Below are 16,606 nucleotides of genomic sequence, written 5' to 3'. Positions count from 1 at the left end.
TTAGGCTTTTACTGGCTCCAACTCAGGACTATTCCCCAAGAGATAGAGCATTTTAAAATGGTCAAGAACAGCCCCTACAAAATTCGGCTTTGAATAGTATGGAATATTGAATTCCTCAGCCGTAGATTTTACGATTTTCGATATATCTCGATAGTGTACATGGCAGACATCTGGAAACAAATGATGCTCCACCTGGTAATTCAATCCTCCGATAAACCACTCCAGAATCCTGGAATTTGGCGCAAAGTTGCAAGTCGTGGCTAATTGGTGAAGCATCCGCTCACCTTCCACTATTCCTTCTTCATTTGCAATTGGAAATTCTACCTCAGGTACAATATGCGCCGTCTGGAAAACCATCGTAATGACAAATCCAGTCACGGCATGCATGGCAAGGAAAGCCAAAAATATCATTCCCGCTGAAAACGGTGAGAATATAATCGGTAAGCCTAAAACCACTGCAAAATATCCGATTTTCCAAGCAGCAATTTTAATGAGGTTATTTCTATAAGCATTTTCTCCTTTGACCAGGCCTTTTTTATGGTAACGGGTCAATCGGACAAAATCCTTGGCAGTCACCCAACCTATAGTAGACAGGGAATAGAAAAACCAAGCATATAGGTGCTGATACTTATGAAGTGAATTTTTTTCTGCACTGGGAGAAAACCTCAAAAAGAAGGGGGCATTAATATCATCATCATGCTCATCGATATTCGTGTAGCTGTGATGAAGTACATTATGTTGAATTTTCCAAACAGTAGAACTTGCACCGACTAAATTAAGCGTGTAGCCTACCCATTTGTTAACTGTAGGATTTTTGGAATAAGATCCATGATTGGCATCGTGCATGACGCCCATACCTACCCCTGCCATCCCAAATCCGGCTAGCACAAAACAGGCAAATAACTGCCATGTTTCCGTGGCAAAGCCTAAAATGACTGCCAAAAGAGGAAGAAGATACAATGAGAGTAGCACTACGGTCTTGAGGACCATTTGTGCGTTACCGTATTTAGATTGATTTGTGGCCTTGAAATGACCATAAACTCTACTTCGGAGGGTTTGAGAGAATTCAGATAAAACTGATTCTGAGAATCTTACTGTTTTAATAAACTTAGTATTTGGTGATAAACTTAATTGTTCCCGTGGGATGTTGCTGCAGGTTTTAATTTATCGCCTGGAGGCAGATCAATTAAAAAAGTAGAAAAAGAGAATAAAACCTTTGCAAGGAGGAACTCTGGAATTTGCTACTTAAGCAGGTTGATAATCAACGCTGGATGACTTTAACTATCGTGGATGAAATTCTTGTAATTTCCTTCTCCACGGATCAAAGGTGATAATAAGATTTCGGATTTCCTAATTTTCTAAAAAATCCAAATTTATACCAGTGAGATTTTTCAATTTTTTACCAAATTGACAAATAACGATTCCCATGAAACACTAATTCCGTTTCTATAAATTTTCTATCGGAGTTTTAGCAATACCAAGAATCAATTAAGCTTCCAGTTCAGAATTCCATTGATATGAATCATTCCTACCTTATTGTATTGCTGCGCCGGAGTGAGCTGTGGGGCATTTATAGCTTCCTTATTCATCACAAGCAAATGAAAATCGAGCTTTTCCCACCTGTTCGGTTTCAGCTTTAGGCCAAGGTTGATCTGTCGATAAGACGGAAAAGCATACTTATTTGCAGCTGCATCATTGATATCGGGTAGCCAATTGATCCCGGCATGAGTATAAATTGTCAGATTACTTTTCGGGAAAATGTATTCTAGATAAAGTACCAAGGACTCAAAATTTTCATAACCTTCATTTCGCTCCCGGGGAATAAAGGTAAACCAAGGATCCTTGCCCCATTCTCGGGGGTTTAGCCAGCGACCTTTTCCTCCTGTTTTGGTAAAATTCAAATGGGATTGCCAGCGCTTAGTTTCAAAACCTATCCGAGTGGATAGTAGCCAGTTTTTATCCTTGGGATCTTTGAATTGGAAATTAGGATCAGCATTTCCGCCTTCACCCATCCCGCTCTGATAGCCAATCTGAATGCCCGAAAACCAACTTTCCTCCGTTCTCTCTTCTTTCCATCGGTGAATCCACTCTGTCCAGAAGGTACTGGAAATATTATGCGCTTGTGTTTGGGAGATTTCAATTTTTCCCTTTGGTAGCATCCGGGTGAGTTGGACTATGGTGATTCGCTTGCTCGTGGTATTTCCAAAATACTGAGAGGGCATCCCATTGGGATCTCTTGCCACTGGAAATATTCCAACTGACTCTCCCGGATTAGCCCATTGACTCGTTCCTCTTACTCGTAGCCGATCAATATACCAACCAGAGAAGGTCCATTTATTATTCGGTTTGTACGAAATACTAACTCCCTCCATAAGAGTAGGCGAAAGTCTGCCGTCCTGCGGATTAACCCAGGGGGTATTGATATCCATTCTCCCTACTGCTACATTCCATTGCTTGTTTTTATATCGGAGATTGAGCTTCTCAAAACTCCCAAAAACACGGTCTCCTGGATTCTGCAAGTCAAAAAGCCCAATTTCATAGCGGTTTCTTCTGCCTGTAATCGGGCTTGCTTCCCAGATCTGTGAGCTCCAAATATCCGCAAATGCCCTATAGCTGCTTTCCAAAGACCAATGGGATCTATAGGCCACTTTTGCACCTAGGCTCAGCGAGGCGCCTAGGGAGTAATCATCTTTGAATTCACTGGGGTAAGTGGTACTCATCCAAAAAGTCCGGAAGTGGACCAACGGAGTCAGAGTGATCTTTTTTTCCTCTTCCTGATTTTGGGCAAGTAAAAAAAAAGGGGATAAAAGCATTATCCCCATTAATATCCTTTTCATTCTGATTTGGCTTTCGCTTCTTTAATGGGTTTAAAAGGCCCGTATTTATGCTGCTCCTCCGAAAATCCATCACTGAAAGGACCAAAGGGATGATCTATTGGTTTTTTGGAAATATCCGGCCAATCGGCACTTAAATCGCGCGAAGGGCGATCCATGCTATTGACATAAGCCGCCACATCCCAGGCCTCTTCATCGGAAATCAAAGGATTCTCAAACGTAGCGCCCAATGGCATATTGGCTCTCACATAGCCGGCAAATCTGGAAAGACGAAATAATCCAGCCCCGCTATTGTAGCTATGCTCTCCCCAAAGTGGTGGATAGGTGTATCCCGAACCGTCCGGCTTGGGAAGTCCCTGCCCATCGGCGGCATGACAGCTTTGACATTGCTGTTCATAAATAGTCTTACCTTTTATAGGGTCTGCGGCTCTATCCATCAGCGGTACTTCGTAAATCCCTACTCCTTTTGGCTTTTCCCCTTGGGGAACTTCCTTACCAAGCCACTTCATATAATCTACCATCGCAATCATCTCCTTGGAATTTCGCTCCAAAGGCTGACCGTTCAAACTCCGCTCAAAGCAATCATTGATGCGCTTTTCGATGTCTTCAGATTGTCCCGATCGAGCGCGGATTTTGGGATAGGTGGAGGCTACTGCACTGTAATTATTCCCCAAAGGGGCCGTTCCAGCCTGTAAATGGCAATTTTGACAATTTAATCCATTGGATATTTTTTTCACTTTCCCATTGGGACCGAGGTATTCGGCCGTATTGGCTACTAGTTCTTTGCCATATTTGATGGATTCGGCATTCGGTTCGCTATCGACACTGGCCCAATCTGGAGCTGCCCATATCCCAGCTACATCCATTAATGCTTTAGGCTTGGGCGCCTCCACTGCCGCTGTCAGCTTAACTTCGGGCTCTGAAGGAGCGAGTTCAGGAAGTTTGACTCCCGAGTAAGAGAGGTAAACCACCAATCCAATCACACCCACCAAAGCTGTGGCTAATGCCAACAAACCTACCATTAGCGTAATCAGCTGTACAAAAGGTTTTCCGATCTGATTCATAGATTTCGAAGATACACTACAAAAATGCACCGATTTAATAACGAAATGCTGTGACTTCCATCACATGACATTAAAGTAAAGCTTTTATTTGTCTTCCACCACCAGCGCTGAAGCTAAAAATACAATTCGGTTACTCACTTGACCTTTGATGTAGGTACTATTTTCAAGACGATAAAGTGAAAGCTGAATTTGATCCCTAAGTTTACATTCCGCCATGTAATTGATTAAAAGGGTCGAAGCTGTTAAATTTTGGCTTCCCAATAAATCTTCCACCAGTCGGATATAGCTTGTATTGTTAACATGGTCGTATAGGTCCAAATCAGAAGCCTGTACCACATATTCAGTCTCAACTAGAGCAGGAAGACTGGGTAAATCCACTTTTTGGGGTTGCCATTCCGAAGGTTTGGAGGAAGAAAAGAGGGTCTCTGTCAAAACTTGAGCAGGACGCTGAATCCGCTTGGTTTCAGTATGGACCAAAAGCCAGGAGGACATCGCTCTAGCCAATACCTCTCCAGACTCAGCAACAACCAAAAACTCCCGAAACGCATACAGCTTTTCAATTCCCCTACCTCCTGTATAAATAGTGATTTGCTGTCCCCAAACTGGGGATTTCCACAGCTTGATCTCAAGCCGGGAAAGTGCCCACATGAGGTTTTTCTCCAAAAGAATCCTTCCAAAATTCGCCGAATCCGCATGCTTCCAGGCAATTTCCTGAAACAAGTCTCCCAGATCTTTCAATCGGATTAGTCCCTTGGGATTGACTTGGTAGGAGCCGATTTCAAAAGCTTTTGAAAACTGAAAACCTTCTGGAAGTACCGTCATTTTATTTCAGGTTGTGGGAAAAATACCTGCTTTCGGATCGTAGCCAATAATGCGATCCCAAGACCATTCAATGCGATCAAGGCAAATGATATCTTCAAATTAAATAAATCCGCGATGAACCCAATCAAAGGCGGACCGAGCAAAAAGCCGAAAAAAGAAATCGTCGAGACCAAAGCCAAGGCAACACCCGGAGAATAAAGTTTTGACCTTCCCGCAATGCTATAAGCTACCGGAATAACTGAGGCTACACCAAAACCAACCATCAAAAATCCCAAAGTAGCCGTAAGAATGGTGGGAAATAAAACAGAAATCGTCAATCCGGAGAAGAGTAAAATTCCACTGGCTCTAAGGATGGTAACCTTACCAAAACGATGAATAAATCGATCTGAAACAAACCGGCCGGAAGCCATTGCTCCCATAAAGGCTACATATCCCAGAGCCACCAGAGAAGGATCTGTCATCACCACTTTTTTGAAATAAACTCCACTCCAATCAAACATGCAGCCCTCAGCCATCATTCCCAAAAAGGCTATCAAGCCGATCCGCAAAAGCAAATCATCGGGACGCTTCAGCACCAATCCACCCGCTTCATCATTTGATTTTTCCTGAATGACAAATCGCTGCGCAAATAAGACAATCAAAGTCGATATGCCCATCACGATCATAAAATGAATAAATGGCGAAAGCTCCAAGAAAATCATTCCTGCACCAATTCCAGCTCCCGTAAAACCCGCCATGCTCCAGAGCCCATGAAAAGAGGCCAGAATACTCTTACCCATTTGATCTTCGAGATCCAAAGCCTGTGTATTCAGAGCGATATTCATAATATTTCCCAGCAGACCAAAAAGAATCAATACCGGAATCAAAATCCAGGTACTCGGGCTCAACCCAATCAGGGGAAGACTCATGGCATAAGCAAAACTACCTACCAGAATCACCTTTCTGCTCCCATAGTGATGAACCGACCATCCAGCAATCGGTAAGCCAATCATCGAACCTATCGGCAAAAACAGGAGCAAGGTACCTAACTGGCCTTCAGACAAATCAAATTTGGATTGAATATCTGGAATCCGTGCCGCCCAACTGGCAAAACAGAGTCCAATAAAAAAGAATAAACTGCCTAAGGCTATTCTCCTTTTGGTCAGCGGCTTCATAGTTTGAGGGTTTAATAGGTTCTGCAAATAAAAGAAGTTTACCAGTAAAAAAAGAAGGATTCCTACAGGCTTGGCAAAAACTATTTCAGGCGGAGTGGGTTCTTTTTAAAAATTGGATTTATGGAATTTGTTATTGTGGGGGTGATAATAGCGACGATCATTTTGATGATTCGATTCATAATCAAAAAAGTGTTCAATTAAAAAAGCCGCAAAATTCAAATTTTGCGGCTTTACCATGTTAAAACTTACCTATTATTAATTCGGAAATTTATCCGAAAAACGGCCATATACCCAGGTTCCTGCCAAAGCGGAAACCAGCGTCACTAAAATCACTGAGTATCCACTTCCGATTTGAGCAAATAAAGGTCCCGGACATGCTCCGGTCAATGCCCATCCCAAGCCAAAGATAAACCCTCCAATTACTTGACCTTTTCTAAATTCCTTTTTTGGAATATTGATCGCTTCACCATGAATGGTTTTGATTCCGAATCGCTTGATCACTTGGATGGAAATGATTCCTGTAATCACCGCCGAACCAATCACCCCATACATATGGAAAGATTGCAATCGAAACATCTCCTGGATTCTAAACCAAGAAATCACCTCCGCCTTTACAAATACGATTCCGAAAAGAATTCCCAAAATCAAATATTTTAATAATTCCAACCCTTTGTCATGATCCCTGCGGAGGTTAGGTGCTTCGCAATGTGGATCCTGAACTTGTATTTTTTCTGCTACTTTCATCTTCATTCTTGATTAAAATCCTACCAACTTCATTAATGGCTCTAGCAGCACGTGGGTCATCAGAAACCCGCCGATCATAAAGAACATCGTAGCTACTACTGACTGCCACTGCAAGGAACTAATCCCCATAATCGCGTGACCGGAAGTACATCCTCCTGCGTATCGTGTACCAAATCCCACCAAAAATCCACCAACCACAAAGAACAAAAGTCCCTTGGCGGTAAATAGATTTTCCCAAGAGAAAATATCAGCTGGCAATAGATTGCCATAATCTGTCACGCCCAGCGCAGTCAAGTCTGCTATAGTCGACTCTGCGATAATGATTTCATTGGGGTTTGCCAGATAAGAGGTAGCGATAAAGCCCCCGATCAATATCCCTACTACAAAGAGCAAGTTCCAGATTTCTTTTTTCCAGTTATAGGTAAAGAAAGGAATACCGGCGGGCACGCAAGCCGCACATACGTGGCGCAGGGAAGACGATATTCCAAAAGTCTTATTTCCTAAAATTAACAGAGCCGGTACAGTCAGCCCGATTAAAGGGCCCGCCACATACCATGGCCAAGGTTGAGTTATCCACTCCATCATATTTTATTATTGTTTTATTTATTGATTGCTTTTTGATTTAAAATCTATAATCCAAGATTAAGTTCATATTCATCATATTGACTCGATTCAGGACATATTCCAAGGGAATGTGTTGGTCTCGGTCTTCTTTTTTATACACGGCCAACACCTGAAAATCCAAGCCTTTGAAGAATCCATCAAATCGATAGTCCAGTAGCCCTGAGAAATGATAATAAGTTGGAACTCCATACTTATTCAATTCGACATTATTCAGATCAGGTGTTTTCACATGAGCTGCTCCAAGGCTGATTTTTAGCTTGTCATGGATAAAGGTGTGGTCGTATTGAGTCATAATTGCATTGACTCCTCCCATACCTTCATGCCGCTCTCGCTGCAAACTCACAAAGAACTGCTCCCTGCCCCACTCTCTGGGAAAGAGAAATCGACCTTGATCAGAAATCCCCAAGTAATTTACCGTCCACTTTGCATGGGGCCAAGCCATTCCCAGTTGTAATCCAAGTCCGTAGGTACTTTCGTCCTTGAGAATATAGGTATTTTCTATCCGAGGATTCCCTCCATCTGCCAAGGCACTCTCATAAAACCCTTGCGCACCCCAAAGAAACTGCTGACCTTTTTTGGAGGAGAAAGAACCCGTACTTTCCAAGAAGGTCATCGTAAAGACATTCTCAGCGAGGTAGTTCCAAGCTTTTAGCTTAACACTTTCTCCACTGTATTCTGCCCCGATCACTCCTATTCCTTTGGATTCTATGTGATGCTGATAGCTATCCTGAAGACCATAAACCGGATTTCTTCCGGTCGAGTACGTTCCAAAAGACTCGGCCACAGGGACCCATTCCAAAGATCCTCTCGAAATCACATGAGAAAACCAAGCCCCGTTTATTCGGAATTTGCCGGGCAGATAATCTACCGAGATCCCACTGTACAGGTTTGGGCGCATCCGATTATCTGATGCATTGAGCAGCGGACTTTCAAAATGATGCCTTCCTGCCCAGATGGAGATTTGATCTTTTTGATAGGAAAGATAAAACTCCTCGAGTCGATCCATATCCTTGTTGTTTTCGGGATGATGAACATCATACAAGAGCATCTCATAGCGATTGAAAAGGCCAGTTTGAGGATCTGTTTCAGTGATATTGTTTTCGAAGTGACGAAAGACAAAGAACCCACTAAATCCAACCCCAAAACCTTTCCATCTCGGGCTGAAATACCCTAATCCTGCGCCTGTTCCCCAAGTCGAATAATCTGTCAAATCTCCCTGGTTGAGCGTGCTCATAAAGAAAGATCGAAGATGAAATTCAAATGAACCGCTTTCAAGGATTTTTCCAAACAACTTTTCGTCTGGATTTTCTGATTCCGGCTGTTGCCCATGCTGGGCACTTACCGAAAAACTAAGGAAAAGGAAAACTCCCATTCCAAATAACAATGCAAATTTGCGGATGATTCTTGGCATAAAATTGTGACTTTAATCACATCCTAAGGGTGGATACCAAAAATGGCAAGCCCGGAGGCCTGCCATTTTTATTTAGAGATTGTTTTACTTCTTAGAGTAAGGTAGTAGGACAAACGTAATCCGATACCTTAAACTTCTCAGATTCTTTGATCGCTTTGAATCCTCCGTTGATATCTATCAAATTATCATACCCACGAGCTCTCAAAATTGAATTAAAGATCATAGATCGGTATCCTCCTGCACAGTGTACATAGTAGGTTTTATCCTTATTTACCTTAAGCATACTGTCGTTGATGTAGTCAAGTGGTGCATTTTCAGCTCCGATGACATGCTCTGAAAGGAACTCGGAATTCTTTCGCACATCTAGAATCAATGCCTCAGGATTGGATTCTTTTATTTTTGCCAGCTCATCGACAGAGATAGACGTAATCGAATCAACTTCCTCTCCTGCTGCTTTCCACGCTTCAAAGCCACCCTTGAGGTAACCTAGGGCATAATCATATCCAACTCGGGCCAGTCGTGTAATCACTTCTTCTTCTCTTCCTTCGTCGGCAACTACCAAAATCTCCTGTTTCAAATCAGGAATCATGGCTCCAACCCAAACTGCAAAACTCCCATCGATTCCGATATTAATCGAGTTTGGAATAAATCCTTTGGCAAAATTCTGCGGATCACGGGTATCCAAGATCATCGCTCCAGTTTCATTGGCCACCGCTTCAAATTCGGCTGGGGTCAACGGCTTAATTCCACGCTCCAATACCTCGTCGATACTATCATATCCCTGGATATTCATCATGACGTTTTGAGGGAAATAAGCAGGAGGAGGCGTCAATCCGGTCAATACTTCTTTGATAAACTCTTCCTTGGTCATTTCCTGAAGCGCATAGTTTGTCTTCTTTTGATTTCCAAGTGTATCGGAGGTTTCCTTACTCATATTTTTGCCACAGGCTGATCCCGCACCATGAGCTGGATAGACAATCAGGTCATCGGAAAGCGGCATGATTTTATTTCGAAGCGAATCATACAGGTGAGCCGCTAGTTTTTCCTGAGTCAAGTCTTTGATGACTTTTTGAGCCAAATCGGGTCTTCCGACATCTCCAATAAATAACGTATCTCCGGTAAATATCGCCTCTTCTTTTCCTTCTTCATTGATCAAAAGGTAACAAACCGACTCCATCGTATGTCCAGGAGTATGGATCACCTTGATTTTGGATTTTCCCAATTCAAAAATCTGCCCATCCTCTGCTATTGTCGCTTCAAAACCCATCTTCATTCCGGTAGGACCATAGACGATTTTGGCTCCTGTTTTTGCGGCCAAATCCTGATGCCCAGATACAAAGTCTGCGTGAAAGTGTGTTTCGAATACATACTTGATTTTGGCTCCTCTTCGCTCGGCTTTTTCGATATAAGGCTGCACTTCTCTAAGCGGATCAATGACCGCAGCTTCTCCGTCAGACTCAATGTAATAGGCACCTTGGGCAAGACAGCCCGTATAGATTTGTTCGATTTTCATATGCTTGATTTTTAAATTTCAATAATTAATACTTTTCAAAACTATTTAGATCACAGGTATAACAAAATGACTTTTGTCACATTTGATTAGGCACTGGTTAAAATTTGAGATTCAATGACCTGAACCAACTGATGGGCAGGTACGACGCCGGATTGTCTCCATAGAATTTTTCCTTTATGAAAAAGGATTAAGGTAGGAACTCCACGAACCTGAAATTTACTCGCGGCAAGTTGATTGCGATCCACATCTACTTTTACGATTTTCACCTTTTCTCCAAGCTGTCGAGACGTATCTTCCAAAATGGGCTGCATCATTTTGCAAGGTCCGCACCAGGTAGCAAAGAAATCTACTAATACGGGAATTTCCCCATCGATCAATTCTTGAAATGTTTTTGGCTGAGTATTCATATTTCTGTTCTTTACAATACGACACAAATATAAAAGAAGACCAAAGCTAAGTTCAGTAATAAAAATCACAGGAGACTTTTAGGCATGTTTTAAAAAGTGCTAAAAAACCACGATTTGGGAATATTTTTCCTAATTTCGTCCGTCAAAATTTCGATATAAATGCTCAATTTCAAGCAAATCAACAACATTACCGGTTGGGTGGTCTTTGCAGTGGCTACTTTAGTTTATGTACTAACAGTGGAGCAAACTGCCAGTTTTTGGGATCCAGGGGAGTTTATCGCCGTGTCTTACAAGCTTCAGGTACCCCATCCTCCCGGAGCTCCATTCTTTTTATTAGTCTATCGGATATTCAGTTTTTTAGCCTTCGGCAATGAGCTGAATGTGGCTTATTGGATGAATATTGGAAGTGCTTTGTTTTCCGGATTTACCATCCTTTTCCTGTTTTGGTCGATCACACTTTTTGGCAGAAAACTCCTAGGGGTGATTCCCAACAAAGAAAGTAAAGGACAGGTAATCAGCCTGATGGGCGCCGGGATTGTAGGATCGTTGATTTACACGTTCTCAGATAGTTTTTGGTTTTCTGCTGTCGAAGCTGAGGTTTATGCCATGTCTTCCTTTTTTACGGCAATCGTGATTTGGGCTTTTCTCAAGTGGGACGTCATCAAAGATCCTAGAGAAGAAAACAAGTGGATGATTTTCATTGCTTATTTGGTGGGTCTTTCGATCGGGGTTCACTTGCTCAATTTGGTGACTCTACCTGCTTTGGCTTTGATTTACTATTTCAAAAAATACCAAAAACCCTCACTTAAAGGAGGAGTAATTGCTTTCTTCCTAGGCGGTGTTGCATTGGTGATAATCAATAACTTCATCATCCCGGGACTGCCAAGCATTGCAGGTGCTACAGAAATCTTTTTTGTCAATAGCCTGGGTCTTCCGTTTGGATCTGGAATTATTTTCTTTGGAATTGTCTTTTTTACGGCTTTGTATTATGCCTATCGCTATTCTCGCAACAAAGCGATGGCAGGATTGAATACCATTTTACTCTCTCTGATTTTTATTTTGATCGGCTACAGTTCTTACACCTTGATCGTAATACGAGCCAATCAAGACCCGATTATTAACCAAAATGCCCCTAAAGATGTCATCAGCTATATCTCTTATTTGAAACGAGAGCAATATGGCTACCGGCCTTTGATTCACGGGCAATATTTCACTGCTCAATTGGTAGATCAGGTCGAAGGTGACCCCATTTACCGAAAAGGGAAGGAAAAATATGAAATTGCGGATTATGAACTGGAAAACACCTATGATCCGGAAAAGACCACTATTCTACCAAGAATCTATTCCACCCAAGAAAACCACAAGCGCATTTATCGTCAAAAGCTGGGCTTGAGAGAAGGTCAGGAACCCACCTTCGGAGATAATCTATATTTCATGTTTAGCCATCAACTGGGACACATGTATTGGCGGTATTTTATGTGGAATTTCTCTGGAAGGGAAAGCGACTTCTCCGATGCACCATGGATCGGCCTGTCTGATGCATTTTCGGATAAATTCCCCGAATACATCAAAGAAAACAAAGCCCATAATAATTACCTGATGCTTCCCCTTTTGCTGGGAATCATCGGTTTGTTTTTTCAGGCCAAAGTCGACCCTAAATCCTTTTATATCAACCTGATGCTCTTCTTGATGATGGGGGCCGTATTGGTGCTTTATCTCAATTCCCCACCGGTCGAACCCCGAGAGCGGGATTACATTTATGTGGGTAGTTTCTATGCCTTTGCCATTTGGGCGGGGATGGGCGTTTTGGCCATTGCGCACGGTCTTGCCAAAGCCACTAAAAACCTAGCGACTGCCGGATTGGCAGCTACCTTGCTTACCATCCCGGTAGCAGGACTAATGGCAGCGGAAAACTGGAATGACCACAATCGAAAAGGCAGATACTTTTCAGTCGATTCTGCACGGAATTTCCTAGCCTCATGTGCTCCAAATGCAATTCTATTTACCGGAGGTGACAATGACACCTTCCCACTCTGGTATGTGCAGGAAGTGGAAGGATTCCGAACCGACGTCCGGGTGATCGTCTTGAGTTACTTTGACACCGATTGGTATGTGGATCAAATGACCTTGCCTGCCAACGAATCCGAACCGCTCCCATTTTCATTAGATCCTGAGCGCTACCAAAAAGGAACCAATGACGTGCTTTATGTCATGGAGCGAGATGGTATGGATGCGATTTCGGCTCGGGAGTATTTAAAACTGCTCAATTCGGGATCTGAATTGCTTAGAATGCGAACCGGAGGAAAAGCCCAAGTTAATATGGTGCCGTCCCGAAATCTTATTCTCGAAGTGGACAGCAGCACGGTGGCAGAAAAGAATATCATCCCGGAAGAGTTTATGCCGCTATACACTCCTCAAATCAATCTTCAGATCAAAGGGCAGTATGTCACCAAAGGAACCTTGATGCTGCTGGACTTGATCGCGAGTAACAATTGGGATCGACCGATTTATTTCAATAATACTTCACTGGCTACGATCGGAATTAATATCGAAGATCATGTCGTAATGGAAGGATTGACCTATCGACTCTTGCCAATCAGAAAACCCGACTACGTGAGGGAAGAGCTGGTCAATGTAGATTTGGCTTATGAAAACTACATGACCAAATTTGCCTTCCGTGGCATGAACAATCCTGATGCCTATCTGGATGAGGAATACCGACGATTTGCCTCCAACCATCGAAGCACGATTAACAGCATTGCCATCGCGCTGTTGGATCAGGATGATATGGAGCGTGCAGCTAACATTCTCAATTACGGTCTGGAGGTCATGCCTGATGAAGCTATTCCTTATGACCTCTCTAGTGGACAGTCAGTTCCTTTGTTTTTCGAAGTGGGCGAAGAGGAAAAAGCGCTGGATATCATTGACAAAATATCCAAAAAATCACTGGATATGATCGAATACTATACCCGAGAAAACCGGGATTATGATCGGGAAATGATGATTTCTATCGAAATGGTCAAATACTTCATTCCGCTATTGGAGGAAAGAGGCTATCAAGAAAGAGCGCAGGAACTCAAGCTACGACTCGAGGATTTTGTCGGGGCGGAAAGCAATGAGCCCGGGATATTACAGCGCAGATAAAAAATAAAATCTGATTCATTGAAAGGGCCGGACGAAAAATCCGGCCTTTTTTATTTTCTCCAAAGAATGTAAAATAGATCTAAACCCGAAGTAGGTTTATCGACCAAAGGATAATCTTCATGGCTGATCCCAGTGACCGAATCGCCTTGCTGTTTGTGCAGTTTATTGCGGTTGAATCGATTGAGAATTTCGTAGGGCATTCTCAGAATCCAAGCCGGAAGCTTGTGCTGCAAGTCTAAGATATCGAAGCGCATGATTTTCTGAACGGACTGCCGATTGGCTTCGTGATAGGCCCAGACTTTTTCATTTCCGCCTATACCTTTTGCCTCCACCCGATCAAAAATAGAAGCCGATAAATCGATCAATTCCTGCGGCAAGTACTCTCTGACATGCCAAGGGTTTCTTGACAAGGTATGGGTGTTATTTGGGGTGGAAATAATGGCTTTCCCGCCAGGCTTGAGCATACGGTAAATTTCCTGAAGGAAAAGCCGGTCATCCTCAATATGCTCAATCACCTGAAAACTCACAATCGTATCAAAAGATTGATCAACAATCCCCTCAAATGGAGGAATGACCGCTTGTTTAAATTCCACTGCGGGATATTTCCGTCTGAGATCTTGGATGACTTCTCCGATTTTATCAATGCCAAGGTAAGAATCTGCCAGTGGCAAGAGCGTTTCGACACCCCGCCCCTCTCCACAGCCAATTTCGAGCAGCGATCCGCTGATCCAAGGCTGGGCAGCGATATAGGCTTTGAGCAAGCGCTGATGAATGGGATTATCACTGATTAACTTATCAGATGCAATTTCCGTTGTATAGGTAGCCATTAGAAATTTTACTATTTTGGCAAAAGTAAGGTTAATTTTTAAAACCGAAGATCAACACCCAATGAAGCAAAAACTAATTCAGATTTTACTTTTTTCACTCCTGATCGCAGGAGCTCCATTTCAGGCGATTTCCCAAAGCTCTCTCAGCGACTTGAATCAGACTCTACGCTATTCAAGGTATTCCCGTTTGGCTTTGAAAATTATCCCCATTAAAAAAGAAACGAACCGCTTTACCACTCAGTTTGTGGTGGAGAAAATCGAAGAGAATTCCGATTTCAACACCTACAGCTTTTCCTATAATTTGGTTAGCAGCTATGAAGAGCCAATTACTGCCGAGAATACGGTTTTACTGGGAGAAAATGACCTTAAATTTGATACCGACCGGCATTGGGTATTTGAAAAGGAAATGGAAATACCCAGCGATCAAGAACAGGCCATTGTCGTATTGACTGCACTCGATACCCGACAGGGCGACTCCTATTATTATCATATTGAATTGAAAAGTTCTTTTGTGTTTTCTCACCCAACCTTCGGAGCCTATTATGCCAATGATGTCCCTTTTGATCAGACCTATTTACCGGCTGGAGAAGCCCTACTTTTCAAATCATCTAAGGGACCAAATCTTCACGGATTCTACTATCCGATGGAATTTGAAGTGCCCTATCCACCAATGGAAACCAAGCCTGCTCCCGTTCCCAAGGAATTGGATGTAGTGGATGAAGGTGATTTTCTGGCCAATGTGCCCAAAGAACTCAGTGAACTCGGCTATTATTTCTTTCAGCAAGACACCACGGATACCAATGGTGTATTAGTAAAAACCACCCATGATGCTTTTCCAAAGGTGAAGGATTGGGAAGAGATGGTACAAATGGTCACCTATATTTCCACCCGTCGGGAGCATGAGATCCTGCTAACTGCCGAAGATAAGAAGAAAGCACTGGATGAATACTGGATCAATCTGACCAAAAACCCTGACACGGCAAAGGAGCTTATTCGGGAATATTTCCGTCAAGTGGAGTTTGCCAATATCCTATTTACCGACTTCAAAGCAGGCTGGAAAACCGACAAAGGCATGGTTTACATTGTCATGGGACCGCCGCATGGGGTAAATTTTTATTTGGACCGTGAGGTATGGACTTATCAGGGGGTAGACGAGAGTTCAAAAATTCGATTTACCTTTGCCCGGGTAAAGAACATACTCAATCCACATTACTACACCTTAAACCGATCCCGAGCTTATCAGCCAATCTGGTTTAAAAACATATCCCAATGGAGAAGCGGAAAGATGGCTTTTTGATCGAAAAAGGAGCCCACGAAAAAGATTTTATTTTTGGAACAAGAGCTGTGATGGAATCTATCCATGCCGGAAAAGATATTGACAAAGTACTGGTTCAAAAGGAACTCAACAATGACCTGATCAAGGAGCTTTTGCAAGTTTGTAAAAGTGCCAATCTCCCCGTGGTACGTGTCCCTGAGGCGAAACTCAACCGCATTACCCGCAAAAATCATCAGGGCGTCGTCGCCCAGATGTCATCCATCGCCTACGCTTCCCTCGACCATGTCGTGGACAGTTGCTTTGCTGTGGGGAAATCCCCCTTGATCCTGATTTTGGACCATATCACCGATGTCCGAAATTTTGGCGCGATCGCCCGAACAGCAGAATGCGCAGGCGTGGATGCGATTGTCATCCCTGAAAAAGGCAGTGCACAAATCAATTCAGATGCGGTCAAAACTTCGGCTGGCGCATTGAATTACATTCCTATTGCCCGGGTCAAAAATCTGTTTTATGCCTGTCGGGATCTCCAGAAAATGGGGCTTTCGTTGATCGCAATCACTGAAAAGACCGAAAAAAATATGTACGAGGCTGATTTTTCGGCTCCCGTAGCGATGGTCATGGGATCCGAAGAAGATGGTATCTCCCAAGAAATCATGGGCATCGTAGATCAAAAAGTCAAAATCCCCATGGCGGGAAATATCGAAAGTTTAAATGTTTCAGTCTCAGCCGGTGTTGCAATTTATGAGGCGATTCGACAGCGGAAAGCTTAAAATCCACAAAAAAAGA

The 16,606-nt window shown here is 43.0% G+C and carries 14 protein-coding genes; 3 read left to right on the top strand and 11 right to left on the bottom strand.

All coding sequences use genetic code 11. The annotated features are described in order from the left end of the window. From BM043_RS01000 to trxA, 10 genes are all read right to left on the bottom strand, one after another. Complete coding sequence (locus BM043_RS01000; protein ID WP_092788379.1) at positions 1 to 990, bottom strand: fatty acid desaturase family protein; 990 nt, start codon at positions 988 to 990, stop codon at positions 1 to 3. 494 nt (positions 991 to 1,484) lie between these two features. Then, positions 1,485 to 2,837: a hypothetical protein gene (locus BM043_RS00995; RefSeq protein WP_092788378.1), complete on the bottom strand. Its 1,353-nt coding sequence runs from the start codon at positions 2,835 to 2,837 to the stop codon at positions 1,485 to 1,487. Continuing rightward, entirely contained in the window at positions 2,834 to 3,898 is a 1,065-nt protein-coding gene (locus tag BM043_RS00990) for a c-type cytochrome (RefSeq protein WP_092788377.1), read from the bottom strand. Before BM043_RS00990 ends, BM043_RS00995 begins: the two co-directional genes overlap by 4 nt. An 84-nt stretch (positions 3,899 to 3,982) precedes the next feature. After that, a complete protein-coding gene (locus BM043_RS00985; RefSeq protein ID WP_092788376.1) occupies positions 3,983 to 4,720 on the bottom strand; it encodes an acyl-[acyl-carrier-protein] thioesterase in 738 nt (245 codons plus the stop codon). Then, positions 4,717 to 5,874, bottom strand: a complete 1,158-nt coding sequence (locus BM043_RS00980; RefSeq protein WP_092788375.1) for an MFS transporter — start codon at positions 5,872 to 5,874, stop codon at positions 4,717 to 4,719. Before BM043_RS00980 ends, BM043_RS00985 begins: the two co-directional genes overlap by 4 nt. A 255-nt stretch (positions 5,875 to 6,129) precedes the next feature. After that, positions 6,130 to 6,618: a DUF6691 family protein gene (locus BM043_RS00975; protein ID WP_092788374.1), complete on the bottom strand. Its 489-nt coding sequence runs from the start codon at positions 6,616 to 6,618 to the stop codon at positions 6,130 to 6,132. Positions 6,619 to 6,630: 12 nt separating this feature from the next. Then, positions 6,631 to 7,203, bottom strand: coding sequence for a YeeE/YedE family protein (locus tag BM043_RS00970; protein ID WP_377901302.1), 573 nt, complete (start codon positions 7,201 to 7,203; stop codon positions 6,631 to 6,633). A 37-nt stretch (positions 7,204 to 7,240) separates the two neighbouring features. Beyond that, positions 7,241 to 8,653, bottom strand: coding sequence for a hypothetical protein (locus tag BM043_RS00965; protein WP_092788373.1), 1,413 nt, complete (start codon positions 8,651 to 8,653; stop codon positions 7,241 to 7,243). Positions 8,654 to 8,744: 91 nt separating this feature from the next. Further along, positions 8,745 to 10,166 (bottom strand): MBL fold metallo-hydrolase, encoded by a 1,422-nt coding sequence (locus BM043_RS00960; RefSeq protein WP_092788372.1) that lies wholly within the window; start codon positions 10,164 to 10,166, stop codon positions 8,745 to 8,747. Between the two features lie 86 nt (positions 10,167 to 10,252). Then, the gene (gene trxA / locus BM043_RS00955; protein ID WP_092788371.1) at positions 10,253 to 10,573 is read right to left on the bottom strand and encodes a thioredoxin; all 321 of its coding nucleotides are present in this window, start codon (positions 10,571 to 10,573) and stop codon (positions 10,253 to 10,255) included. 159 nt (positions 10,574 to 10,732) lie between these two features. Here trxA and BM043_RS00950 point away from each other — a divergent pair, with 159 nt between their 5' ends. Beyond that, positions 10,733 to 13,717 (top strand): glycosyltransferase family 117 protein, encoded by a 2,985-nt coding sequence (locus BM043_RS00950; protein WP_092788370.1) that lies wholly within the window; start codon positions 10,733 to 10,735, stop codon positions 13,715 to 13,717. 50 nt (positions 13,718 to 13,767) lie between these two features. On the opposite strand, the gene BM043_RS00945 is transcribed toward BM043_RS00950, so the two are convergent. After that, positions 13,768 to 14,544, bottom strand: coding sequence for a class I SAM-dependent methyltransferase (locus BM043_RS00945; protein ID WP_092788369.1), 777 nt, complete (start codon positions 14,542 to 14,544; stop codon positions 13,768 to 13,770). 61 nt (positions 14,545 to 14,605) lie between these two features. Between BM043_RS00945 and BM043_RS00940 the strand changes: the two genes are divergently transcribed. Together BM043_RS00940 and rlmB are read left to right on the top strand one after the other, a co-directional pair. Then, positions 14,606 to 15,841, top strand: coding sequence for a GWxTD domain-containing protein (locus tag BM043_RS00940; RefSeq protein WP_092788368.1), 1,236 nt, complete (start codon positions 14,606 to 14,608; stop codon positions 15,839 to 15,841). Then, the gene (rlmB, locus tag BM043_RS00935; RefSeq protein WP_092788367.1) at positions 15,814 to 16,590 is read left to right on the top strand and encodes a 23S rRNA (guanosine(2251)-2'-O)-methyltransferase RlmB; all 777 of its coding nucleotides are present in this window, start codon (positions 15,814 to 15,816) and stop codon (positions 16,588 to 16,590) included. The genes BM043_RS00940 and rlmB overlap by 28 nt, the downstream gene beginning before the upstream one ends. The last annotated feature ends 16 nt before the right edge of the window (positions 16,591 to 16,606 follow it).

Origin of the sequence: Algoriphagus hitonicola (genome assembly GCF_900113375.1) — a bacterium.
GTDB lineage: Bacteria > Bacteroidota > Bacteroidia > Cytophagales > Cyclobacteriaceae > Algoriphagus > Algoriphagus hitonicola.
Note: the sequence above shows the minus strand (reverse complement) of the source record. Positions and strands in the feature narration are given on the sequence as shown.